This window comes from Moraxella sp. FZLJ2109, assembly GCF_024296965.1.
In the GTDB taxonomy this organism is placed as follows: Bacteria; Pseudomonadota; Gammaproteobacteria; order Pseudomonadales; family Moraxellaceae; genus Moraxella.
The window spans coordinates 1,205,227-1,229,145 of record NZ_CP101112.1 but is presented as its reverse complement, the minus strand read 5'-3'; the positions used below and the strand labels follow the sequence as shown (position 1 = coordinate 1,229,145).

Sequence of the window (23,919 nt, the reverse complement as noted above, 5' to 3'; positions counted from 1 at the left end):
TTTGCAATGGTGATTTGGCATAAGCTTATGACCGTTTAAGCGCCTGTACCGCCAAATTGACACTCAAAAACACCTGCCCTGACAGCGACTGCATCACAGGACTACCTGCCAAGACATCCATCACAGGACCTTTGACTTCGGCTAAGTGCAGGCATTTGTCTTGCTGTCGGCATTCTTGGTTAAGATCTTCTAGCATCTCTTGGGCGGATAAATCAATGTGATTGACCGCGGTCATCACCAGCACCACATCGCGCACATCAGGTGATTCGATGAGCTTTAATAAATCATCATGCACTGTCTTAGCATTACCAAAATACAAGCTCTCATCAATACGCAAAAGCAGCACGCCATCAAAAGTCGTCACCTGATGCCGCTCGATATTGCGAAAATGCTCACTGTCACCGACGCGCCCAAGCGTGGCGATATGCACCTTGTGCGTGCGATACACCATCAAGGCAAAACTGGCAAGCAGACCTGCCACCAAGCCCATATTCAGCCCAGAGACGATACAGATGATAAAAGTGATGATAAAACACAGCGCGTCAATCTTATCAAGTCGCCATGCTTGCTTGAGCGTCTCAATATCCATCATCGAGATCACCGAGCTTGTGATGATCGCTGCTAAGATCACATAGGGCAAGCCAACGAGCATCTGCCCCAAAAACAGCACAATCAGCAGCACGCCAAAGGCGCAGACCATCGATGACAGCTGAGATTTTGAGCCGACAGACAGATTTAGCCCCGTGCGCGAGATGCCACTTGCCACAGCAAAACCACCGAACAAGCCGCTTGCGACATTGGCAAGCCCAAGCCCGAGCAGCTCTTTGTTGTCACTATACGGCTGTTTTCGAAGGCGCGCTTGCTGACTTGCAATGGTCGAGCTTGAGATGAACGCCACCAGTGCGATCAAAAGTGCCGATGGTAACAACTCAAGTAAAGTTGAGATGGATAAAGCAGGCAGGGTAAGACTGGGCAGCCCTGTCGGCAGATCGCTTAGGACATTCACCCCTTGTGCGCCAAGCCCCCAATGATGACTGAGCCAAATCGATGCTGCGACCAGCACGATGACAAAAAATCGATTGGCAAAACCTTGATACTTAGCAGGCAGCCATCCCCACACAATACGGCTACCATAGCGGCTGATAATCAATAGCAATAATGCGCCCAATCCTACGATGATGGTCGCTGTATGCACAGGCTTGGTGTTGGTCATGCCAGTGGCAATCAAGGTCATCAGATTATCACCAACAAGTGGAATACCAAGCAAATGCTTGACCTGACTAAACATAATCAGCACCGCCGCCCCACTGATAAAGCCTGCCGATACCCCACGACTGACAAACTGCATAATCCAGCCTAGGCGCATGATACTACTTAGGCACAAAATCATCCCGACCATACACGCCAGTGTCACCGCCAGCTGAATGTACTGCAAGCTGCCACCAGCATAGTTCGACAGCGCACCTGCGGTCATGATCGCGGTGATCGCTACAGGTCCAACCGATGATGTGCTGCTTGAGTTGATCCACGCATAGACCATCACAGGCACGATGGCGGTATATAGCCCCATGATCGGCGGTAAGCCCGCCAATGCAGCATAACCTAAGCTCTGCGGAATGACCAATATCGCCATCATCACGCCTGCTTGCACTTCGCTCATCGCTAGGCGTACATCGCCCATTGCATCAAAAGCCCAAGTCGGTATCAAGCTGCGCCATTGCATGGTTGTTTTTCCGTTGTTGTTATTTTTACCAAACTGGTATTATGAGTAAAAATGTGCCAATTTGCAATGTTTTGCCCATCTGTATGCTTGAGTTTGTCTTTTTCTTGAAAATCAACCAATAAAAAAGCCTGCAACGCGTGTGCAAGCTTTTTTTAAGGATAACTACGATTATTCGCCGTAGATTTTCATGCCTTGGGCGAATGCACAGCCTTTTTGGCGTGCAGAAACAACCATCGCGTCATGCTCGCCATATAGGCGTGACAAGGTGTTTTGCTTAGCGGCGCGCTGACCACTGCCTGCACCCATGCCTAGGCTGATGCTTGGGTAGATGCCATGACGACCACCGGTCAGACCGATGCCGATGCCTGATGCTGACAAGCCCACTTGTTGGTTTTGGGTTTGTTCCACAAGCTTGGTAATACGGCTGACTTCTGATTGCAGACTTTGGCAATCATAGCTTTGGTAAGTGTTTGGGTTGATGTATTGTGGTGCGACTTTGCCAGTAGATGCACAGCCTGTCAGTACCACAGCAGCAGCGGCTGCACCGAAAATTAATGCTTTCATAACAATCCTTACAATAAGGGATAACACTCAAGGAAAACAGCTTGACACACATCAAGCCAACTGATGGTCAATGACCTAAAATTCTCAACTTCAAGTACGACGCGACGCACACAGCGGACTGTCAGGTACGGCACTCATATTCGCCCACTCATCAGGCGCATAAGCATGGATCGCAAGCGCGTGCACCGTACCGCCATTTGTCATCAAAAATGGATTGGCGATGGCATAGACCTTTTGGTGGCGTGCTGCCAATCTTAAGCCTGTGAATGCATCACTGACGATGGTCAGCTTAAAATGGCTTTCTTTACCTTCAAAATAGCCTGCGTGCATATGGCTTTCGTTCTCTAGGCTGATATGCGTCGGTGCAAGTGCTTGTAATGCGTGCTGTAGTGCGTCAGCGGTCGTTGTCATGGTATTATCCTTATTGGCTGATAACTGCTTAACGCTTATTAACGCTTGGCGGCTTGGTACAGCGGCATGACTGTCGGAATCAGCGCTTGCATATTCTTGATACGCGTGCCACTGCTTGGGTGCGTGCTCAAAAACTGCGGCGGCGCACTTTGGTTGGCAGCGTTCATTTTTTGCCATAAAGTCACAGCGGCATTTGGGTTATAGCCTGCGCGCGCCATCAGCTCAAGACCAATCTTATCCGCTTCAGCTTCTTGGGTGCGCGAATGTGGCAAATCCAAACCAAGCTGCTGCGCCAAACCCACTAGCTGCTGCTGACCACTTGATAATCCTAAAGCACTGGCAGCAATGCCAAGCACACCTGTGGTCGCCATCTGACGACTCATCTTCTCACGCGAATGCTCGCGCAATGCGTGCGCCATCTCATGCCCCATGATCGCTGCGATCTCATCATCGGTCAGGTTCAGCTTATCGATGATGCCACTATAAAATACGATCTTACCACCTGGCATGACATAGGCATTGACTTCATTTGACTTAATCGAATGCACTTGCCAACGCCAATTCACCGCATCAGGACGATAGATGCTCGTCTGTGGAATCAGACGATTGGAGATATTTTTTAGGCGGCGCACTTGGGCAGCATCGACATCGAGCGTGCCTTTTTGGCGAGCTTCGCTGATGGTCTCAGCATACATCTGACTGGTCGCTTGCATGATCTGATCGCTCGATACCAATAACAGCTGCTTACGATCAGCACCGACCACCCCTGACTGTGTCGAGCTACTGCAGCCCACGACTGCTGTGGCACTGGTGGCGATCAGTGCCGTTGCGATCATGTGTTTTTTTAGTGTGCGCATACCTATCTCCTTTTTTTATTAAAATCATCAATTGATGACGATTATAACCAAAGCTTGTGCTTTCGCCTAGCCCATCAACACAAAAAGCTACAATTTCACAAACCAAACTGGACAGTTTCATAACACGCATTACGCACCATGACGCGTCATCACGGCGATTTGATATGCTATGTCATCAAACTGTCACACAATATTCATCAAATTGTCATCATTTTATCATCAAACTGTCATCAAGAATACCTAAAATGACAGCCATACAAAAGCACTGTTAGATGTTTTATTTTTCACTTTTCAATAAGGAAAACCCAATGAAATTGTCACTAAAAACCCTAATCATCAGCATGGCGACGGTCACTGCACTTGCCGCTTGTAGCAAACCTGCCGAGAAGCAAGCAGCCGCTGCAGACACCGCCACAACCACCACCAGCACTGCTGATAATGCCGCTGCTAGCATGGAGCAAGTCGGCATCAACATCACAGGCGCTGGTGCTTCTTTTCCACAGCCAATTTATGCCAAATGGTCGGCTGACTTTAAAGCTGCCAATGGCGGTCAGGTCAATTACCAATCAATCGGCTCATCAGGCGGCATCAAGCAAATCATCGCCAAGACCGTCGATTTTGGCGCATCAGACGCACCGCTTAGTATTGATGAGCTGAACAAAGAAGACCTAATCCAGTTCCCAACCGTCATCGGTGGTGTTGTTCCTGTGGTGAACATTGACGGCATCGAAGCAGGCGCACTAAAGCTTGACGGTGAGACTTTGGCAAATATCTATCTTGGCAAAATCACCACTTGGGATGATGCTGCGATCAAAGCACTAAACCCAGATTTGAACCTGCCAAGCGACAAAATCACCACCGTGTTCCGCTCAGATGGTTCAGGCACGACCTTTAACTTCACCGATTATCTTGCCAAAGTATCATCAGATTGGCAAAGCACTGTGGGTGTGGATAAATCAATCAAATGGCCAACCACATCAACAGGTGCCGCCGGTAAAGGCAACGAAGGCGTGGCAAGCTATGTTGGTCGTATCAAAAACTCGATCGGCTATGTCGAATATGCCTACGCCAAACAAAATGGTATGGCGCATGTCTCACTTAAAAATGCCGCCGGTGAATTTGTTCAGCCATCAGCAGATAGCTTCGCCGCTGCCGGTGACATCGAGTGGACCAAAGACAATGGCTTTAACCAAGTCTTGACCAACTCAGCAACCGCAGGCGCATGGCCAATCGCTGCAGCGACCTTCATCCTAGTACACAAAAACCCACAAAACCCTGAACAAGTCGCAGGCGTACTGAAATTCTTTGACTGGGCGTATGCCAACGGTGACCAATCAGCCATCGATCTTGATTATGTACCATTTAGCGACAAAGCGGTAGCGACTTTCCGCGAAAGCTGGGCAGACATCAAAGATGGCAGCGGCAACGCCGTCTATCAAGCGCAGTAATTCTGCACTGATCTGTGGTAATCGTTCATGGCATCGCACCATGAACGATTTGCCCCATCAAGATTTCGATAATTTTTATCATCAAATTTTATCACTAATTTATAACCACAATGCGATCGTCAGACAAATCCGTCGTTGTTATACATTAGTCATAATACACAGATCAATAAATACAGATTAATAATTTTGGAAAAAGTGTCATGATCAGTCAAAATCCCACACTCAGTGCCAAATTAAACCGCCAAAAACGCCTAGACACCGCCTTTGTGTGGTCCACACGCCTATCAGCTTTACTTGTGCTATTGACCTTAGGCGGCATCATGCTGTCTTTGGTCATTGGTGCACTGCCGAGCATTCAGGCATTTGGGCTAAATTTCTACACCAGCAGCAACTGGGACCCTGTGGCGGGTGAATTTGGTGCGCTGGCACCGATTTACGGTACGCTTGTCACATCAATCATCGCTGTGGTGATCGCTGTACCAGTCAGCTTTGGGATTGCGGTATTTTTGACCGAATTATGCCCAACTTTTTTAAAACGGCCGCTTGGCATCGCCATTGAGCTATTGGCAGGCATTCCATCGATCATCTATGGTATGTGGGGCTTGTTCGTGTTCGCGCCGTGGTTTGGTGAAACGGTGCAACCATGGCTGATTGAGAATCTTGCTCGCCTACCGATCATCGGTCAGATGTTCGTCGGCGCACCGATTGGTATCGGTCTATTTACCGCAGGTCTTGTACTTGCCATCATGATCATTCCTTTTATCACCGCGACCATGCGCGATGTATTTTTGGTCGTGCCAAATATGCTCAAAGAATCTGCCTACGGCATGGGTGCGACCACTTGGGAAGTGATGACCAAAGTCGTGCTGCCTTATACCAAAGCTGGCGTCGTCGGCGGTCTGATCTTAGGCTTAGGTCGTGCGCTCGGTGAGACGATGGCGGTGACTTTCTTGATTGGTAATGCCTTTAATATCAATGCAAGCCTATTCACATCAGGCGTCTCGATCACATCAGCACTTGCCAATGAATTTGCCGAAGCATCCAGTGAGCTGCACTTATCATCGCTCCTGCACTTAGGTTTGATCCTGTTTGTCATCAGCTTTATTGTGCTAAGCCTATCGAAACTGATGCTGATGAAACTTGATAAAAACGCTGGTAAATAATTGTAAATCTAAAAATTTTAAAACAATGGAAAAACCCATGACGCAAAGCACTGCCATCACAAGCCGCATTCATCTGCCGAAGTACCAACGCCGCAAAGCCACGAACCGCATTGCCATGACCGCGACCATCTTGTCTGTCATCTTTGGTTTGTTTTGGTTGGTGTGGATTTTGATCACTTTATTTGGTCATGGCTTATCAGGCATGATGTCGATGCCGATTTTCACCATGGACACGCCTGCACCGATGACAGACGGCGGTCTGCGTAATGCCATCGTCGGCTCAGCATTGCTGTCGTTTTTTGGTTTGCTGATCGGTACACCGATTGGTATTTTGACAGGCGTGTATTTGGCTGAGATCGACCAAAAAAGCTGGTTATCTCGCTCAACACGATTTATGACCGATGTTCTACTATCTGCACCATCAATTGTCATTGGTTTGTTCGTGTTTGCCTTGATGGTGCATGGTCGCGGCTTTTCGGGTTGGGCAGGCGTTGTCGCACTTGCGATCATCGTCATTCCTGTGGTCATTCGCACCACCGAAAATATGCTGATGCTGATCCCGAACCACTTGCGCGAAGCAGGCTATGCCTTGGGCGCACCAAAATACAAACTCATCGGTAAAGTCACCCTAAAATCAGCGCAAGCAGGCATCATCACAGGTGTGCTACTTGCCTTTGCTCGCATTGCAGGCGAAACCGCGCCATTATTGTTCACCGCCTTGAACAACCAATATTTCAGCACCGATATGTCGCAAGCCATCGGTAACTTGCCAAATACCATTTACCAATTCGCCATGAGTCCGTATGACAACTGGCACGCCCTAGCGTGGGCAGCGGCACTACTGATCACCTTTGCGGTACTGACGCTCAATGTCATCGCGCGCATCATCTCAGCACGCGCCGAGAAATGATAAATTTGCTTAATAGATGTTGCTATAGAAATTCACTTAAATTGAAGTACAAGGATACACCATGCTAAACTTTAACTCAGCCACCATGCCACAAACCATGAACACCACCAACGAACGCAGCCAAGCACAAGCCACCGCCACCGCCAAAGTACAAGTCAAAAACCTAAACTTCTACTACGGCGATTATCACGCGCTCAAAAACATCAATCTTGACATCGCTGACAAAAAAGTCACCGCGTTCATCGGTCCATCAGGCTGCGGTAAATCAACGCTACTGCGCACCTTCAACCGTATGTACGACCTGTATGACGGCATGAAAGCCACAGGCGAGATCATCCTTGATAATCACAACATCCTAGATGGCAATGTCGATGTCAATCTGCTGCGTGCTCGTGTTGGTATGGTATTCCAAAAACCAACCCCTTTTGCCATGTCAATCTATGACAATGTTGCCTTTGGTGTGCGTCTGTACGAAAATCTTTCAAAAGCTGAGCTGGATGAACGCGTCGAATGGGCATTGAAAAAATCTGCACTGTGGAATGAAGTCAAAGACAAGCTGAAAAAATCAGGTCTGTCACTGTCAGGCGGTCAGCAGCAGCGTCTGTGCATCGCGCGCTCTGTCGCCACACGCCCTGAAGTACTGCTATTGGACGAGCCGACTTCAGCACTTGATCCGATCTCAACAGGCGCAATCGAAGAGTTGATCCACGATCTGAAAAAAGACTACACCATCGCCATCGTCACGCACAATATGCAGCAAGCAGTGCGCTGCTCGGACTACACTGCATATATGTATCTGGGTGATATGGTCGAGATGGGCAAAACTGAGCAAATCTTTAACGCACCAAAAATGCAAGCCACTGCCGACTATATCGCTGGTCGTCACGGCTGAGATTGGTCAAGCCATTAAAATAGTGCAGCTGTCACAAGCTGGGTGAATAAGCTGAATATTGATAAGTTTAAGTTTTTGATATCATTCGATTTTTATCATTTCAATCCCAGTTTGGCTGCACGATTTTAAAATCCATTTAGCAAAGCAAGATTAAGCACTTAATCATACCAAGTGGCAAAATCTTGCAAAAACACACTTTGACAGCCACAAACATTTGACATCAGCCCAAAAACCATTAGACTATAAAGACATCGCCAAAGCATTGTTGGACGCATACAACGACGCACGCACAAGGAATTTTATGAGCACGCCCACCATTTTAGTTGTCGAAGACGAACCTGCCATCAGTGAGCTGATTGTCAATACCTTAGAATTGGCGGATTTTCAAGCCGTTCAAGCCTTTGACACCCATGCTGCTGCCGTGGCGGTGGTCGATACCAAGCCTGCTTTGATTTTACTTGATTGGATGATGCCATTTGGCGAATCGGGCATTGACTTTGCCAAACGCCTAAAAAAAGACGCCACCACCGCCGACATTCCCATCATCATGCTCACCGCAAAAGGCGAAGAAGACAATAAAGTGCTTGGCTTTGACATCGGTGTCGATGACTATATCACCAAGCCATTTAGCACGCGCGAGCTGGTCAGCCGTGTCAAAGCAGTGCTGCGCCGCGTGCATGGCGTCGGTAATGAGCAGCGCACCAGCATTGGCAATCTTGTCATCGATGCCGCAGGTCAGCGCGTGATGGCGAATGATACTGAGATCGCCATGAGCAGTACCGAATATCGCTTGTTGTTATTTTTCATCAATCACGCCGAACGCGCCTACACCCGCGCGCAGATTCTCGATGGCGTATGGGGCGGCAATGTCTATATCGATGAGCGCACGGTCGATGTGCATATCCGCCGTTTGCGCAATTTGCTCAAGCCTTATGGCGCGGATGCTTATATCCAAACGGTGCGCGGTACGGGCTATCGCTTTTCGGATAAATAGGGTTTGCCCCAGTTTTATACAGAGTAATCATGACAATCCAGCCCATCCATCCCTTGCTATTAGAACACATTGACGAAGGCGTGGTGCAATTAAAAGACCAACAAATCGTGTACCAAAACACCATCGCAAGCACGCTTTTGCACCAGACAAGCACCGCCATCACCGTGCCAAAGACGCTGTTTGGTACACAGATTTTTGACACCATCACCCAAAAAATCCACGAAAACACCGCCATCAGCCACGAATTTCGCGCACCATCGCCAAGCGTGGCAGGTGATGTGTTGCGCATTCAAATCAAGCCTTTGTCCGATGGCTCGCACCTGATTACTTTACAAGACTACACGCAGCAGCAGCACCTTGAGCAGATGAAGACAGACTTTGTAGGTAATGTCTCGCATGAGCTGCGCACGCCTTTGACGGTGATTTTGGGTTATCTTGAAAATTTCTCACATGCAGATGATATCAAGCCTGCATGGGCGCGCGGCATTAAGCTGATGCAAGAGCAAGCGGTGCGTATGAATGATTTGATCAATGATTTATTGATGTTATCGCGCCTAGAAAGCGATGAGACCAAGCCTAAAGTCGCGGTCGATATGCCGCGGCTGTTGATGCAGGTTTTTGACAATGCCCAAGCCAGCAATCAGCAAGGACATCTGATCGATGTGCATCTGGATACCAATAAAAATGTACTGGGCATTGAAGGCTATCTGTACAGCGCGATCTTAAACCTTGTGACCAATGCCATCAAATACACCCCTGCTGGCGGCGAGATCGACATCATCTGGGAAGAAGTCGGCGATGAAGCGCATTTGAGCGTCATTGACAATGGCATCGGCATCAGTCATGAACATCTGTCGCGGCTGACCGAGCGGTTTTATCGCGTTGATAGCGGTCGCAGTCGCGCGACAGGCGGCACAGGGCTTGGACTTGCCATCGTCAAACATGTGCTCAATAAACACGACGCACGCCTTGAGATTGATTCTAAAGAAGGACATGGCTCGACTTTTCGTATCATTTTCTCAAAAAGCCATCTGATCGACCCACACGCACACAGACAGGCGCACTGATATGCTTGAAAATACCGAAAAATTAGCATCGGTCGATATCGGCTCGAACAGCATCCACCTTGCCATTGCCGAACGCCACGGCGATAAACTCAAAAAAATCGCATCGATGAGCGAAAAAGTGCAGCTGGGCGCAGGGCTTGATGAATACGATCAACTGTCTGATGATGTGCAATTGCGCGGATTGGACTGCTTGGCGCGCTTTGCTGAGCGGCTGACCGACATCAATGCCGATCATGTGCGCGTGGTCGCCACCAATGCTCTGCGGCGTGCGGTCAATGGCGATCAGTTCATCCAAAAAGCCAATGCTATCTTGCCAAGCCCCATCGAAGTCATCTCAGGTCGCGAAGAGGCGCGTCTGATTTATCTTGGCGTGTCGCACACTTGCCCAAGCAGTCGGCAGCGACTGGTGGTGGACATCGGCGGCGGCTCAACCGAGCTGATCATCGGTAAACAAGCCTTGCCGATTCTCACCGAAAGCGCGCAGATGGGTTCGGTCAGCTTTACTCAGCGGTTTTTTAAATCAGGTCAAATCACTGCACTGGATTTTGAAAAAGCCATCTACGCTGCCCAAAAAGAGATCATCCACCACGCCAATCGCTACAAGAAAACAGGCTTTGATGAAGTCATCGGCTCATCAGGCACGATCAAGACCATCAAGCAAGCACTTACAGGTTTTGGCTTTGGCGATGAGATCACCCTAGCAGGCGTTGAAGCACTCAAAGACGCACTGATCCGCTGGCAGCATATCGATGAGATTGACCTAGATGGTGTCAAGGCTTATCGCAAGGCGATTTTTCCTGCCGGTGTGGCGATTTTGCTAGCGGTGATGAAAGTCTTTGGCATTCGCCGAATGCGCTATTGTGATGGCGCGCTGCGTGAAGGCGTGATGTATGATATGCTTGCGCGCTTTGGTAATGATGATGTGCGCGATGACAGTGTGCAGGCGCTGATGATGCGGTTTAATGTCGATAAAAAACAAGCCAAACGCGTCGCCAAAACCGCGCAATCTCTTTTTGAGCAAGTCGAAAGTACGCTAAAACTTCCGCTTGGTGCTGAGCAGATGCTCAGACGCGCAGCTTTTTTGCACGAAATTGGGCTTGCCATCGGTCACGGCAGCTATCATCAGCACAGCGCTTATATGCTCAAGCACGCTGATATGGCAGGCTTTAGTCGCACCGACCAAGAACAGCTGTCACATCTGGTGCGCCACCATCGCCGCGCGATCACCAGTGTCGATTATGGCGTCATCACCAAGGCTGGCGGTGTTGCTTTGGCGCATCTGGCGCTGATTTTGCGCCTAGCAGTCGTTGCTAATCACACGCGTACCGAGCTTGGCAAGCAGCAGCTGCGCCTGATCATCACTGACAGCGATCATTGGCACATCCAAGTGCAGATCGATAAACCGGAACATCAAGCCTGCGTCATCGACATTGGCGATGAAACGCCGTGGTTCGCCAAATGGGGGATTGATTTGTCGGTTGCTGGGGTGTGAGTTTTTAAAATTTATTCATCACAAGATATTGATTTATATGATAATTTTTAAAAATATCAAAAATTTTCGCAAAAATCGCAAATTTTTTGAAAAAAGTGCTTGACGGAGAAATTTAATCCTGTATAATACGCACCCATACAGCGACAGATGCTAAGCAAATAAGCAAAACGCTGATATGCGGGAATAGCTCAGTTGGTAGAGCACAACCTTGCCAAGGTTGGGGTCGCGAGTTCGAATCTCGTTTCCCGCTCCAAATTTTAAAAAGCCCAAATCGAACGGTTTGGGCTTTTTTGTTGTTTAAAATCAAAGGTTTGGGCAGTTGTTTCTTTGTGCTGTTGCGTGACCACTTTTGATAAGTTGGGCACATGCAAATTTTTGTGTGCCCAAATTGTGCCTAAAATGTGCCCATTGGCTCTTTTTCAATAAGTCAAAATATTGGAAAAATTACCCCAACTCAATTTTAAGCAGTAAGCTACATTATTAAGCCAAAATATACATCGATTGCACCGGTACAATATTCCCAGACACCCCATAAGAGGTTATACTACCCCAAACTAGGAGTAATCTCTCATGACAAAACAGCGTAAGCAGTACAGCACTGAGTTTAAACTAGAAATGGTCAAACTCATTGAAGAGCAAAATCAGCGTGTTGTTGATGTTGCTAGGCAATATGATATCGGTAAATCTACTTTAGAAAACTGGCTTAAACGTTATCGTCTTGAACTTCAAGGCAAGCCATTAGCCACAGGTCATGCTCTAACACCAGAACAACGAGAGCTTGAACGACTTCGTAAAGAAAATGCCCAGCTAAGACTTGAGCGAGATATTTTAAAAAAGGCATCCGCTCTATTAGCTCAAGACAGCTTACTATCCCGCTAATAGAGCAATTGATGGGGCAATACAGCATCAGTAAAGCAAAGCTGTGTCAGCTATTTGGTATTTGCCGAAGTACTTATTATGTCAAGCAAAAACCAAAACTGCCAACACGTAAAGAGATTAATCTGCGCCTATGGGTAAAACAAGCGTTTGATTGCTCTAAAGGATCGGCAGGCTCTAGAAGTATTGCTGCTATGGTTAGTCGTGCTCATCAGATTAAACTAACACGCTATAAAGCGCGTCAATTAATGAGAGCACAAGGACTCATCAGTCGCCAAAGCATCAAGCATCGCTATCGCTTAGCTGATCAAGCACATACAGCGCATGACAACTTGCTAAAACGGCAGTTTGCACCAGCTGCACCCAATCAAGTATGGGTATCGGATGTGACGTATATTCACACCAAAGCAGGATTTTGTTATTTGGCTGTGGTGATGGATTTATATGCCAGACACATCATTGGCTTTGCCATGAGTGATCATCCAAACAGTGAGCTGACCACCAAAGCATTAACCATGGCTTATACCATACGCTTTCAGCCAACCGGTGTGTTATTTCATTCAGATCAAGGATCTCATTACACCAGTCGCGCCTTTGCTGATGCCGTTGCTAGATGTAAGATGACACACAGTATGAGTAGAAAGGGCAACTGCTGGGATAATGCACCAACAGAGCGTTTCTTTCGAAGTTTTAAATATGAGTGGATGCCAAAACATGGCTATGAGAATATCCAAGAAGCAAAAGTAGACGTGGCAAATTATATCCTTGGCTATTACAGTCAACTCAGACCCCACAGCTTTAATAACTACCTAAGCCCTGTCGAAAAAGAACGACAGTTTTTTAACAAAACCCTCTTAGGGGTTGTTTGAAAATAGTTGACCGGTACATACATTATTCGGCGGCGTTACTCTTTTACCGAGATTTATGCTACAGTCATCAGAAACAGACTTTTTGATTACTAAGCCTCTATCAGAATCTATATTTTTGGGGCTGTAGTAGATAAGGTCTAAATCCCACACCATTTTCTCAATATTTTAAGCTGATTAGATGGTGTACTGTAGTTAAATCTAAACTCACATTCTTTGATAAAAAGATGGAAGTTTTTCTTGTCAATGCCATTGTATTTTCTAAGTACTCGTTTAGCTTGAGACCAGAAATTTTCAATGCCGTTGATGTGGTTGTGGTCTTTGACAAACTCTTTGGAATGATTGATGCGAAAGTGTTTAAACTCACTCACATCAAGAGCATTATAGCTTCTGTAACTATCTGTGTAAACGATGCTATCTGGCTTGATTTTGCTTGAGATGATAGGCATTAAGGTGCTTTGCTTGGTATCTTTTACCACAACAGTATAAACCTTGCCATTACGCTTCAAAAGACCAAATACAGCTGTTTTACCACCAGCGCCACGACCTCGCTTACCTTTGCGAATGCCACCGAAGTAGCTTTCATCAAGCTCTACTTCACCATCAAACAAAGTGTGAGCTTCAAGGTTGAGATTATATTCTATCACAAGTCTGATTTTGCGGTAAAATAAAGCTGCTGAATTGTGCTGAATGCCAAGCAAATCACTTGCTGTTCTAGCAGTAACTTGTGCAACAAAAAATTCAAGCAGTTTTATTTGAACTTTTTTACTTAATTTACAACGAGTTATCTTCATGTTTGTAGTATAGCATAAGTGCTAATCTACTACAGCCCCATATTTTTAAATCCCGAATCTCAAATTATTTCACGAAGAGGTGCGATACTGTCGCCAGTTAGTCAAGCTTTACTCATAGAACTTGCAATTATGCTAAAAAATTTATAGCTAGGCATCTTGCAACCCACTATAATTGACTAACACCCTTTTGTCTAATTCATCATGATTGTTAGCCCAAAACCCATGAAAGACCTACCAACGCGTATCTTTGATGCCTTTTGTGAAGGGATATTGGATACTGCTGTGTTTTATAGCAGTGATGATGCGTATTTGTATCGATTGGATGACTATAAACAAGTCTTTGAAAGACTGGCTAAAGATACTGACATTCATGTGATTTATTATGACTTTGCTGATGTGCAAGTATCTATTTATCAGCATTTTATGTCGCAGATGATTGCAGCTGTTTGTCCCAATCAAGCAGATAGCTGTTATTCTTTAAGAGTTGTATTTGAGCAAATTATCTCAGGTAATCAGCGATATTTGTTAATACTAGATAATATTGAGTGTTTATATCAACCATCTAATCTTCAATCATCTGAAATCAAAGACTTCATCGGCTCATTACGCACCTGCCTAGATGTCTATCGAACAAATATCCGCACCGCCATGCTTTGCCGAGATACAACAAATTTAAGAAAACTGTATCATGATTACCATGAGCCATTTTATCGTTTTGGGTATTTGCAGGATGTGGGGAGGTAAAAGGATTTCATTGCTTGACACTAAACTGGATGAAATTATCCCAAGTGGTTATCAAAGCAGCGAGCGCAGTTTTTATCATAGCCATAAAAATATTCAAATAATGAAGTTTTTTATGGTTATACCCATAAAAAAATGATGAAATTGGCTTAACATTTGGCATATAACCCAAAAGAACTAGAGAGATTAATTAGGTCACCAAAATCTCAAACTATGTAAAACAAGCCTTAACTTAAAGCACTTAAAGGCAACATCAATCCTACTTCACCAACAAATACCCCTTACCACGACCATTACGCACAGTGGTTGCCAATCCCATGCTCTCAAGTTCATTGAGTAGCTTACGAGCGGTACTGTCTGAGATGCCAAGCTCATTAGATACTTGTTTGGCGGTCAAAACCTGATCAGCTGGCGTATTGGTGAGTAGCTGATACTGATGGATACTAAGATTGCTATAATCAACAGCCAGATTTGCAGGTGCGGACTTTGGCATAGATTGTGATGCTTGGTCAATCGATAGCAACGCCTGCAAATCGTTAATGGCACGATTAATGATAGTAAGCTGATAAGCAATAAAATAAGTCATATCCAATTCATCAGTTTCTACATCAATATAGCTTTGCGCATACTGCTTGGGCGCTTTGTGCAATAAGCGACTGATGGAGATATAATCAAAATGCGTATAGCCTGATTTTTGTAGCGACCAATAAAACAAAGCTCGGGCAGTTCTACCATTGCCATCACCAAAAGGATGAATAAAGCCGAGTAAAAAATGCAGAATAATCGCTTTGACAATCGGATGGATAAAGTCATCCCCCTGATGATCGGCATTAGCAAAATCACAATACGCCTGCATCAAGGTCGGTAGCGTCTGCCATGCAGGGGGTTGATGGACAATTTGCCCATCATAATCAGCAATGACAATCTCATCATCTTGGCGAAATTCACCCGAAATCGCATCATTGTCAATCGCACCTTCTGTGGCGATGCGATGTAATTGCAAAATCATAGCGATATCAAGCGGTTGATTTATTTGTTGTTTCACTGCTTGCATCAAGTGATAATTATTGACAATCATCACTTCGCTTTTGTTTATAGGTGCACGGCGACTGCCGAGAAGTTCTTTGGCAACCTTGCGTGTGGTGGATGCACCTTCAAGCTGAGCACTGGTAATCGGCTCTTCAAAGAGCAGTTCTTCGGTATCAATGGACCATTGCCATTGATGATAGCGATGCTCAATATGATATAGCTTGGCTTGTAGGCTGTGTGGTAAGCAATATGAGAATTGATAACCGCCAATATGCATCGACTGCATGATGGTATGACGGTTGAGTTTTTGAGCAAGCCAGCGCCGTTTGCTGTTAGTTGGGTGACGATAGCGAAACTGCTCCCATGACAAATAACGCCCCTTGGCATCTGTCGGTGGATGCTCTGCCAAATATCCCAAAAGCACAGGCGAAATATCACTTGCTTCTAGTTCTGATAAAGTAGGTGGCTTGGGTAATTTCATCGTTATTTCCCATAAAATGTCGCAACTTATCGTATTTTACCTTATTTTATCGTAATTTGTCGTAAATTATCGTATTTTATCGCAATTTATCATCAATTTACTTTTGGGTAATTAGTTTATACTTGAAACTTTTTTATTTATAGAAAAAGTTTCAAGTATAATTGAAACTTTTTCTATATTAAGCTAAAATAGCAATTATAGTTTTAGGATTTTACCGTGAAAAAAGATTTAGTTTATCGTCAAAAATACCTTGAAGCGGTACGCCCGTTTATCGGAAAGCGTTTGATTAAAGTGTTTACTGGGCAACGCCGTGTGGGTAAAAGCTATTTGCTGTTTCAGATTATGCAAGAGATTCAAACAGTGGATGAAAATGCCCACATTATTTATATCAACAAAGAAGACTTGGCATTTAGTCACATTACAACCGCAGAGAGCCTGAATGATTTTGTGCAAGAGCAGAAAAAGAGCGGTCAAAAAAATTACATTTTTATCGATGAAATTCAAGAAATTACAGATTTTGAACAAGCGTTGCGTTCGCTTTTATTAGATGACGAATTGGATTTGTATTGCACGGGTAGCAATGCTCATTTGCTTTCACGGGATATTGCAGGTAGCCTGAGTGGGCGAGCGATTGAAATTAATGTCCACTCCCTGTCCTATTTTGAATTTCTTGAATTTATGAAACTGGACGATAGCGATAAGTCGATGTCGCTGTTTTTGAAATATGGCGGTTTGCCTTATTTGAAAGACTTGCCGTTGCAAGACAATATTGTGTTTGAATATCTACGAAATATTTATTCTACCATTGCCATTCGGGATATTGTGAACCGTTATGCGTTACGAAATGTGCAATTTTTAGAGCAACTTACGCAATTTTTAGCGAGTAATATCGGCAATCTGTTTTCCGCAAAAAAAATCTCTGATTTTTTAAAATCGCAGAAAATTACCACATCAAGCATGCAGGTACAAAATTATGTGGAATATCTTGCCAACGCCTTTTTAATTCACAAAGTACCACGCTATGATATTGAAGGTAAACGCATTTTTGAGATTGGCGAAAAATACTATTTTGAAGATTTAGGTTTGCGAAACGCCCTGATTGGCTATCGGGTACAAGATCGTGGCAAATTGCTTGAAAACTGCATATTCAATCATCTTCAAATCGCAGGTTATGATGTCAAAATCGGCGGTTTAAATAGCCAAGAAATTGACTTTGTAGCAGAGAAGAATGGCGAACGTATTTATGTGCAGGCCGCGCTGACCATTAATGAAGAAAGAACGCTTGAGCGAGAATTTGGCAACCTGCTGAAAATCCAAGACAACTACCCGAAATATGTGGTGACAATGGACGAATTTGATGGCAATACTTTTGAAGGGATACAGTGTTTGAGTTTGAGGGTATTTTTGAGAGAGATTTTGGGTGGATGATGCGCCGGTACACCAAAGTGATTGATGAATACATTCACTACTACAATTGTACCGGTCAACTATTTTCAAACAACCCCTAAGAGGGTTTTGTTAAAAAACTGTCGTTCTTTTTCGACAGGGCTTAGGTAGTTATTAAAGCTGTGGGGTCTGAGTTGACTGTAATAGCCAAGGATATAATTTGCCACGTCTACTTTTGCTTCTTGGATATTCTCATAGCCATGTTTTGGCATCCACTCATATTTAAAACTTCGAAAGAAACGCTCTGTTGGTGCATTATCCCAGCAGTTGCCCTTTCTACTCATACTGTGTGTCATCTTACATCTAGCAACGGCATCAGCAAAGGCGCGACTGGTGTAATGAGATCCTTGATCTGAATGAAATAACACACCGGTTGGCTGAAAGCGTATGGTATAAGCCATGGTTAATGCTTTGGTGGTCAGCTCACTGTTTGGATGATCACTCATGGCAAAGCCAATGATGTGTCTGGCATATAAATCCATCACCACAGCCAAATAACAAAATCCTGCTTTGGTGTGAATATACGTCACATCCGATACCCATACTTGATTGGGTGCAGCTGGTGCAAACTGCCGTTTTAGCAAGTTGTCATGCGCTGTATGTGCTTGATCAGCTAAGCGATAGCGATGCTTGATGCTTTGGCGACTGATGAGTCCTTGTGCTCTCATTAATTGACGCGCTTTATAGCGTGTTAGTTTAATCTGATGAGCACGACTAACCATAGCAGCAATACTTCTAGAGCCTGCCGATCCTTTAGAGCAATCAAACGCTTGTTTTACCCATAGGCGCAGATTAATCTCTTTACGTGTTGGCAGTTTTGGTTTTTGCTTGACATAATAAGTACTTCGGCAAATACCAAATAGCTGACACAGCTTTGCTTTACTGATGCTGTATTGCCCCATCAATTGCTCTATTAGCGGGATAGTAAGCTGTCTTGAGCTAATAGAGCGGATGCCTTTTTTAAAATATCTCGCTCAAGTCTTAGCTGGGCATTTTCTTTACGAAGTCGTTCAAGCTCTCGTTGTTCTGGTGTTAGAGCATGACCTGTGGCTAATGGCTTGCCTTGAAGTTCAAGACGATAACGTTTAAGCCAGTTTTCTAAAGTAGATTTACCGATATCATATTGCCTAGCAACATCAACAACACGCTGATTTTGCTCTTCAATGAGTTTGACCATTTCTAGTTTAAACTCAGTGCTGTACTGCTTACGCTGTTTTGTCATGAGAGATTACTCCTAGTTTGGGGTAGTATAACCTCTTATGGGGTGTCTGGGAATATTGTACCGGTACAAGCTCAATATATGGCAGTCAATCAAACACTAAAGACCAGGCTTGATGTTAGTGATGATGGGCAAATTATTGGCAAAACTCCTGCAGAAATGTTTGGTGACAAGCAAGGGGGAGAGTATATGGTGCAAGACTTAAAAGTTTTGGAAGGTTCACCCATTGTGGACAAGCTCGAGCTACATACCTATCCATCAGGCAAGTTGGGTTGGTGTATTACGCACAAAATCCCAATTTATAATAAAACAAATGAAATCATTGCAATGGTAGGTGTTTCTATTGACATTGATAAGGATAATAGCTACCAATTAAAAAATCACGAGAAGCTAGCGACTGTCATTCGCTATATGCAAGATAATGCTGAACATAAAATTACCATCAGTGAACTTGCAAACATAGCAGGACTTAGTATTTCTAGATTGGAAAGGCTTTTCCGTTCAGTATTAAATTTATCACCACAGCAAATGCTGCAAAAAATCCGCTTAGAAAAATCCATCAAACTGCTACAAAGCCCCGATGAATCCGTGATTGAGATCGCTATTCAGTGTGGATACTCTGATCATAGTGCATTTAGTAGGCAGTTTAAGCAGCTAACAGGTTTATCGCCCAGTGATTTTCGCAAAAGAATGATGTAGCAATCGCATAGATATATACCAGCACAACATTCCTAGACACCCCATAAAAGCTTATACCCCAAGCTAGGAGAGTATTCTCTCATGACAAACAGTGTCAGCAGTACAGTATCGAGTATAAGCTGAGAATGGCAAAGCTTGTCATATAAAATATTGCAATATATGAGTGGGATAATCGAACTATTGGGTACGCAGTGCTAAACTGGATTAAATCAGTCTTGAGCTATTTCAAAAGAAGAACACATAAAGATGTTTTTTTCTTGTTATAACCCTAATAATACACAAATAATTAAAGTTTTTATGGTTATATCCATAAATAAATGATAAAATCATCTTGATATTAAGGATACAACCCAAAAATTGATTCAAGATGATTAACCGCCCAAACTATCTCAAACAACTAAAACCCTTTATCAATATGCCTTTAATCAAAGTGATTACAGGCATTCGCCGTTCAGGAAAATCAACGGTTATCAAGCTATTGCAAGCACAATTATTGGCACAAGGCATTGCCGAGCAACAAATTATTCATATTAATTTTGAAAGTTTTGCCTATGCTGATTTTAAAACTGCAGACAAGCTTTATACCCTTGTGAAAGAGAAAATTCAGACCGCTGAAAAATACTACCTTTTGCTTGATGAAATTCAGGAAGTGGCTGATTGGGAAAAAGCTGTTAATGCCTTTATGGTGGATTTCAATCTTGACCTTTATATCACAGGCTCAAACTCGCATTTATTGTCGTCTGAATTGGCAACTTATCTTGCTGGGCGTTATGTAGAAATCCCGATTTTTACCTTATCGTATCAAGAATTTTTGGATTTTAAGGCAGGCTACTCACAGCAAACTATACAAAATCCCACCGCGCTTTTCACAGAATATTTACGCAAAGGCGGTTTTCCGATGGTGCATACGGCAGATTATGAGCAGGAAACTGTCTATAAAATCGTGCAAGATATTTATGCATCTGTGATTTTACGAGATACGGTGCAACGCCACAAAATTCGTGATGTGGAGCTGCTCGAACGTATCGTTAAATATGCTTTTGACAATATCGGCAACACATTTTCAGGCAAAAATGTAGCGGATTATTTCAAAAGCCAACAGCGAAAAGTGGATTTAAACACCGTTTATAACTACTTAAAAGCTTTAGAAAGTGCCTTTATTTTACACCGTGTTGAGCGGTTTGATATTAAAGGTAAAGAGATTTTGAAAACCCAAGAAAAGTTCTATTTAGGCGATGTGTCCTTACTTTACGCCACAATGGGTTTTCGCACAAGTCTAATTTCAGGTATTTTGGAAAATCTGGTTTATTTAGAACTCAAACGCCGTGGCTATCAAGTGTATATTGGTAAATTGGGTACGCAAGAAATTGATTTTATCGCCCAAAAGCAAAGCGAGAAAATCTATATCCAAGTAGCGTATAAATTAGAAAGCGAACAAACCGTCCAGCGGGAATTCTCGCCTTTGCAGGCCATTGCGGATAATTATCCAAAATATGTGATTACAATGGATGATTTTTGGCAGGAAAATATTGATGGGGTTGTGCATCAGCATATTGGTGAGTTTTTGTTGGGTAATTCATAATAAAGCGGTCAAAGCGTGTAGTGGTATACCAATCCCTCATTTCCAGCTCCAATAAAGTGGGAGGTTTAGACAACTTCATCGCAATTTGCCATATTTTATCGTAATTTGCCGTAAATTATCGTATTTTATCTCAGCTTGTCGCTAATTGACTTTTGGGCAATTAGTTTATACTTGAAACTTTTGTATATATAGAAAAAGTTTCAAGTATGATTGAAACTTTTTCTATATTAAGACAAGTTTTCAATGATCATTTTAGAAAAGTTTAGCCTTGAATTGTCAAACCAACAAACTCTTATTTTGTTGATATATCTCATCTAAATGCTGAGCAATCATTGAAATGGTATATGCCAGTACAAAACACTCAAATACCGAGTCGGCTGATAGTTACTTATCATAAGCAAGCACCTCGGCGATGGTTTTGGGTTTGATTGCTACAGGTTTGGTTAATTCCATAAACCGAGCAATGTCATCCAAAATCATCCACAATAACAAAAAGTTCTTCAAAGAAATATGACCTGTATTCTCAAACCGACGAATGGTTGGCTCAGGAATCAAGGATTTTTCAGCCAGTGCTCGGCGTGACAGCTTGGCATCTTTGCGTTTTTGTTTTAGATACGCTGCCAAAGCCAAGCGTGCATCAATATCGTCATACAGATGAAGCATAACCACCTCAACTTGGTTTAATTTTGATATTATTTTATCAAATTTACGGGATTTTTGGTAGTTTTTGATAATATTTAATCAAATTCATGCATGAATAACTTTTGGGGCTGTAGTAGATAAGGTCTAAATCCCACACCATTTTCTCAATATTTTAAGCTGATTAGATGGTGTACTGTAGTTAAATCTAAACTCACATTCTTTGATAAAAAGATGGAAGTTTTTCTTGTCAATGCCATTGTATTTTCTAAGTACTCGTTTAGCTTGAGACCAGAAATTTTCAATGCCGTTGATGTGGTTGTGGTCTTTGACAAACTCTTTGGAATGATTGATGCGAAAGTGTTTAAACTCACTCACATCAAGAGCATTATAGCTTCTGTAACTATCTGTGTAAACGATGCTATCTGGCTTGATTTTGCTTGAGATGATAGGCATTAAGGTGCTTTGCTTGGTATCTTTTACCACAACAGTATAAACCTTGCCATTACGCTTCAAAAGACCAAATACAGCTGTTTTACCACCAGCGCCACGACCTCGCTTACCTTTGCGAATGCCACCGAAGTAGCTTTCATCAAGCTCTACTTCACCATCAAACAAAGTGTGAGCTTCAAGGTTGAGATTATATTCTATCACAAGTCTGATTTTGCGGTAAAATAAAGCTGCTGAATTGTGCTGAATGCCAAGCAAATCACTTGCTGTTCTAGCAGTAACTTGTGCAACAAAAAATTCAAGCAGTTTTATTTGAACTTTTTTACTTAATTTACAACGAGTTATCTTCATGTTTGTAGTATAGCATAAGTGCTAATCTACTACAGCCCCTAACTTTTTTGTAGCTACTCTATAAGACAACTCAGCTCATAACTTTGACTGCGCCCAGAAGCTAGTGACTTCACCAAAATTCCTTTTTCAACCAAATCATTGATGTGACTTAGGATCGCCATTCTCAATTTTGCCATATGTGTAGCAATTACACCACATATTCTCCGCAAAATATGCGGTGAACAACACCATCAATCACCGCAAAATTGACATACCAAATCCCAAACCAAACTGACAATTTACAAGATTTTAATAAAAAAAATTAAGGGGCTGTACTAGATTAGCAACAATGCTATACTAGTTTTATGAAGATAACCCGTTGTAAATTAAGTAAAAAAGTTCAAGTTAAACTGCTTGAATTTTTTGTGCTTGAAGTCACCGCAAGATCAGCTGCTGATTTGTTAGAGATACATCATAATTCAGCTGCTTTGTTTTATCATAAAATTCGCTTGGTGATTGAATATCGCTTAAACCTTGAAGCTTGTGAATTATTTGACGGTGAAGTAGAATTGGATGAAAGCTATTTCGGTGGCATTCGTAAAGGCAAGCGTGGGCGTGCTGCTGCTGGCAAAGTTGCCGTATTTGGTCTTTTAAAACGCAATGGTAAGGTTTATACTGCCTGTGTTAAAGATACCAAAGCTAAGACATTAATGCCTATTATTGCCAGTAAAATCAAACCTGATAGCGTGGTTTATACAGATAGCTATCGAAGTTATAATGCTTTAGATGTGAGTGATTTTAAACACTTTAGAATTAATCATTCCAAAGAATTTGCAAACAATCATAATCATATTAACGGCATTGAAAACTTTTGGTCGCAATCCAAACGCATTCTAAGAAAATATAACGGTATTGACAAAAAGCATTTTCATTTATTTATCAAAGAATGCGAGTTTAGATTTAACTATGGCACACCATCCAATCAATTAAGATTGTTAAGAAAATGGTGTGGGGTTTAGGGGTTTATCTAGTACAGCCCCAAAATTAATATTATTAAATAGAAAATATAAAATTAAAATAATTCAAATCCATCAATACCTACAACTTTCATCAGCAATCACAAGAGCAAAAAATTCAAAATTATGATAAAATACGAAAAATGATGGGGTAAATTTACCCTATTGTTTTTCGTGCCAAAAAATAAAAAGTCATCAAAGCGTGCAATCAGCATCCACACTGATAATAA

At 43.3% G+C, this 23,919-nt stretch carries 24 protein-coding genes and 1 tRNA gene; 15 read left to right on the top strand and 10 right to left on the bottom strand.

The features are described 5' to 3' along the window. Positions 1-25: 25 nt before the first annotated feature. The 4 genes from NKU06_RS05620 to NKU06_RS05605 all read right to left on the bottom strand — a co-directional run bounded on the left by NKU06_RS05620 (position 26) and on the right by NKU06_RS05605 (position 3,555). On the bottom strand, positions 26-1,723 hold the full coding sequence (locus NKU06_RS05620; protein ID WP_254729347.1) for a SulP family inorganic anion transporter: 1,698 nt from the start codon (positions 1,721-1,723) through the stop codon (positions 26-28). 168 nt (positions 1,724-1,891) lie between these two features. Then, positions 1,892-2,287 carry a hypothetical protein gene (locus NKU06_RS05615; RefSeq protein WP_254729345.1) on the bottom strand — a complete coding sequence of 132 codons (396 nt, stop codon included), beginning with the start codon at positions 2,285-2,287 and terminating at the stop codon, positions 1,892-1,894. Positions 2,288-2,377: 90 nt separating this feature from the next. After that, the gene (locus NKU06_RS05610) at positions 2,378-2,698 is read right to left on the bottom strand and encodes a BolA family transcriptional regulator (protein WP_254729343.1); all 321 of its coding nucleotides are present in this window, start codon (positions 2,696-2,698) and stop codon (positions 2,378-2,380) included. 38 nt (positions 2,699-2,736) lie between these two features. Continuing rightward, on the bottom strand, positions 2,737-3,555 hold the full coding sequence (locus NKU06_RS05605) for a M48 family metallopeptidase (protein ID WP_253224368.1): 819 nt from the start codon (positions 3,553-3,555) through the stop codon (positions 2,737-2,739). Between the two features lie 308 nt (positions 3,556-3,863). Here NKU06_RS05605 and pstS point away from each other — a divergent pair, with 308 nt between their 5' ends. From pstS to NKU06_RS05555, 10 genes are all read left to right on the top strand, one after another. Further along, on the top strand, positions 3,864-5,003 hold the full coding sequence (pstS, locus tag NKU06_RS05600; protein ID WP_254729341.1) for a phosphate ABC transporter substrate-binding protein PstS: 1,140 nt from the start codon (positions 3,864-3,866) through the stop codon (positions 5,001-5,003). A gap of 200 nt (positions 5,004-5,203) precedes the next feature. Next, complete coding sequence (gene pstC / locus NKU06_RS05595; protein WP_254729339.1) at positions 5,204-6,166, top strand: phosphate ABC transporter permease subunit PstC; 963 nt, start codon at positions 5,204-5,206, stop codon at positions 6,164-6,166. Between the two features lie 37 nt (positions 6,167-6,203). Further along, positions 6,204-7,076 (top strand): phosphate ABC transporter permease PstA, encoded by an 873-nt coding sequence (pstA, locus tag NKU06_RS05590; RefSeq protein WP_253224371.1) that lies wholly within the window; start codon positions 6,204-6,206, stop codon positions 7,074-7,076. A gap of 85 nt (positions 7,077-7,161) precedes the next feature. Beyond that, positions 7,162-7,968 carry a phosphate ABC transporter ATP-binding protein PstB gene (gene pstB / locus NKU06_RS05585; RefSeq protein WP_254732165.1) on the top strand — a complete coding sequence of 269 codons (807 nt, stop codon included), beginning with the start codon at positions 7,162-7,164 and terminating at the stop codon, positions 7,966-7,968. A gap of 301 nt (positions 7,969-8,269) precedes the next feature. Then, positions 8,270-8,962 carry a phosphate regulon transcriptional regulator PhoB gene (gene phoB / locus NKU06_RS05580; protein ID WP_254729337.1) on the top strand — a complete coding sequence of 231 codons (693 nt, stop codon included), beginning with the start codon at positions 8,270-8,272 and terminating at the stop codon, positions 8,960-8,962. A 29-nt stretch (positions 8,963-8,991) separates the two neighbouring features. Then, positions 8,992-10,029, top strand: a complete 1,038-nt coding sequence (phoR, locus tag NKU06_RS05575) for a phosphate regulon sensor histidine kinase PhoR (protein WP_253224373.1) — start codon at positions 8,992-8,994, stop codon at positions 10,027-10,029. Position 10,030: 1 nt separating this feature from the next. After that, entirely contained in the window at positions 10,031-11,521 is a 1,491-nt protein-coding gene (locus tag NKU06_RS05570) for a Ppx/GppA phosphatase family protein (protein WP_254729335.1), read from the top strand. Between the two features lie 177 nt (positions 11,522-11,698). Then, positions 11,699-11,774 (top strand) — tRNA-Gly (locus NKU06_RS05565). 317 nt (positions 11,775-12,091) lie between these two features. After that, positions 12,092-12,400, top strand: coding sequence for a transposase (locus tag NKU06_RS05560; protein WP_254729037.1), 309 nt, complete (start codon positions 12,092-12,094; stop codon positions 12,398-12,400). After that, positions 12,361-13,266 carry an IS3 family transposase gene (locus NKU06_RS05555; protein WP_371928036.1) on the top strand — a complete coding sequence of 302 codons (906 nt, stop codon included), beginning with the start codon at positions 12,361-12,363 and terminating at the stop codon, positions 13,264-13,266. Before NKU06_RS05560 ends, NKU06_RS05555 begins: the two co-directional genes overlap by 40 nt. Before the next feature lie 137 nt (positions 13,267-13,403). Here NKU06_RS05555 and NKU06_RS05550 read toward each other — a convergent pair whose 3' ends face one another. Beyond that, entirely contained in the window at positions 13,404-14,057 is a 654-nt protein-coding gene (locus NKU06_RS05550) for an IS1595 family transposase (protein ID WP_254728721.1), read from the bottom strand. A gap of 222 nt (positions 14,058-14,279) precedes the next feature. On the opposite strand from NKU06_RS05550, the gene NKU06_RS05545 reads away from it, so the two are divergent. Then, positions 14,280-14,801 carry a hypothetical protein gene (locus NKU06_RS05545; RefSeq protein ID WP_254729334.1) on the top strand — a complete coding sequence of 174 codons (522 nt, stop codon included), beginning with the start codon at positions 14,280-14,282 and terminating at the stop codon, positions 14,799-14,801. Between the two features lie 256 nt (positions 14,802-15,057). Here the strand turns inward: NKU06_RS05545 and NKU06_RS05540 are convergent, their stop codons facing one another. Beyond that, on the bottom strand, positions 15,058-16,308 hold the full coding sequence (locus tag NKU06_RS05540; RefSeq protein WP_254729333.1) for a Fic family protein: 1,251 nt from the start codon (positions 16,306-16,308) through the stop codon (positions 15,058-15,060). A 216-nt stretch (positions 16,309-16,524) separates the two neighbouring features. Here NKU06_RS05540 and NKU06_RS05535 point away from each other — a divergent pair, with 216 nt between their 5' ends. Continuing rightward, complete coding sequence (locus NKU06_RS05535) at positions 16,525-17,736, top strand: ATP-binding protein (RefSeq protein WP_254729331.1); 1,212 nt, start codon at positions 16,525-16,527, stop codon at positions 17,734-17,736. A gap of 65 nt (positions 17,737-17,801) precedes the next feature. Here NKU06_RS05535 and NKU06_RS05530 read toward each other — a convergent pair whose 3' ends face one another. Both NKU06_RS05530 and NKU06_RS05525 read right to left on the bottom strand, forming a co-directional pair. Further along, positions 17,802-18,668, bottom strand: a complete 867-nt coding sequence (locus tag NKU06_RS05530; RefSeq protein WP_305884402.1) for an IS3 family transposase — start codon at positions 18,666-18,668, stop codon at positions 17,802-17,804. Then, positions 18,668-18,976 carry a transposase gene (locus NKU06_RS05525; RefSeq protein ID WP_254729037.1) on the bottom strand — a complete coding sequence of 103 codons (309 nt, stop codon included), beginning with the start codon at positions 18,974-18,976 and terminating at the stop codon, positions 18,668-18,670. Before NKU06_RS05525 ends, NKU06_RS05530 begins: the two co-directional genes overlap by 1 nt. A gap of 78 nt (positions 18,977-19,054) precedes the next feature. Here NKU06_RS05525 and NKU06_RS05520 point away from each other — a divergent pair, with 78 nt between their 5' ends. Next, the gene (locus NKU06_RS05520; RefSeq protein WP_254729326.1) at positions 19,055-19,672 is read left to right on the top strand and encodes a helix-turn-helix domain-containing protein; all 618 of its coding nucleotides are present in this window, start codon (positions 19,055-19,057) and stop codon (positions 19,670-19,672) included. 430 nt (positions 19,673-20,102) lie between these two features. Further along, entirely contained in the window at positions 20,103-21,254 is a 1,152-nt protein-coding gene (locus NKU06_RS05515) for an ATP-binding protein (RefSeq protein ID WP_254769566.1), read from the top strand. Positions 21,255-21,638: 384 nt separating this feature from the next. On the opposite strand, the gene NKU06_RS05510 is transcribed toward NKU06_RS05515, so the two are convergent. Together NKU06_RS05510 and NKU06_RS05505 are read right to left on the bottom strand one after the other, a co-directional pair. After that, positions 21,639-21,917: a helix-turn-helix transcriptional regulator gene (locus tag NKU06_RS05510; protein ID WP_254729324.1), complete on the bottom strand. Its 279-nt coding sequence runs from the start codon at positions 21,915-21,917 to the stop codon at positions 21,639-21,641. A 123-nt stretch (positions 21,918-22,040) separates the two neighbouring features. Next, the gene (locus tag NKU06_RS05505) at positions 22,041-22,694 is read right to left on the bottom strand and encodes an IS1595 family transposase (protein WP_254728721.1); all 654 of its coding nucleotides are present in this window, start codon (positions 22,692-22,694) and stop codon (positions 22,041-22,043) included. Positions 22,695-23,038: 344 nt separating this feature from the next. On the opposite strand from NKU06_RS05505, the gene NKU06_RS05500 reads away from it, so the two are divergent. After that, positions 23,039-23,692, top strand: a complete 654-nt coding sequence (locus NKU06_RS05500; protein ID WP_253223938.1) for an IS1595 family transposase — start codon at positions 23,039-23,041, stop codon at positions 23,690-23,692. The last annotated feature ends 227 nt before the right edge of the window (positions 23,693-23,919 follow it).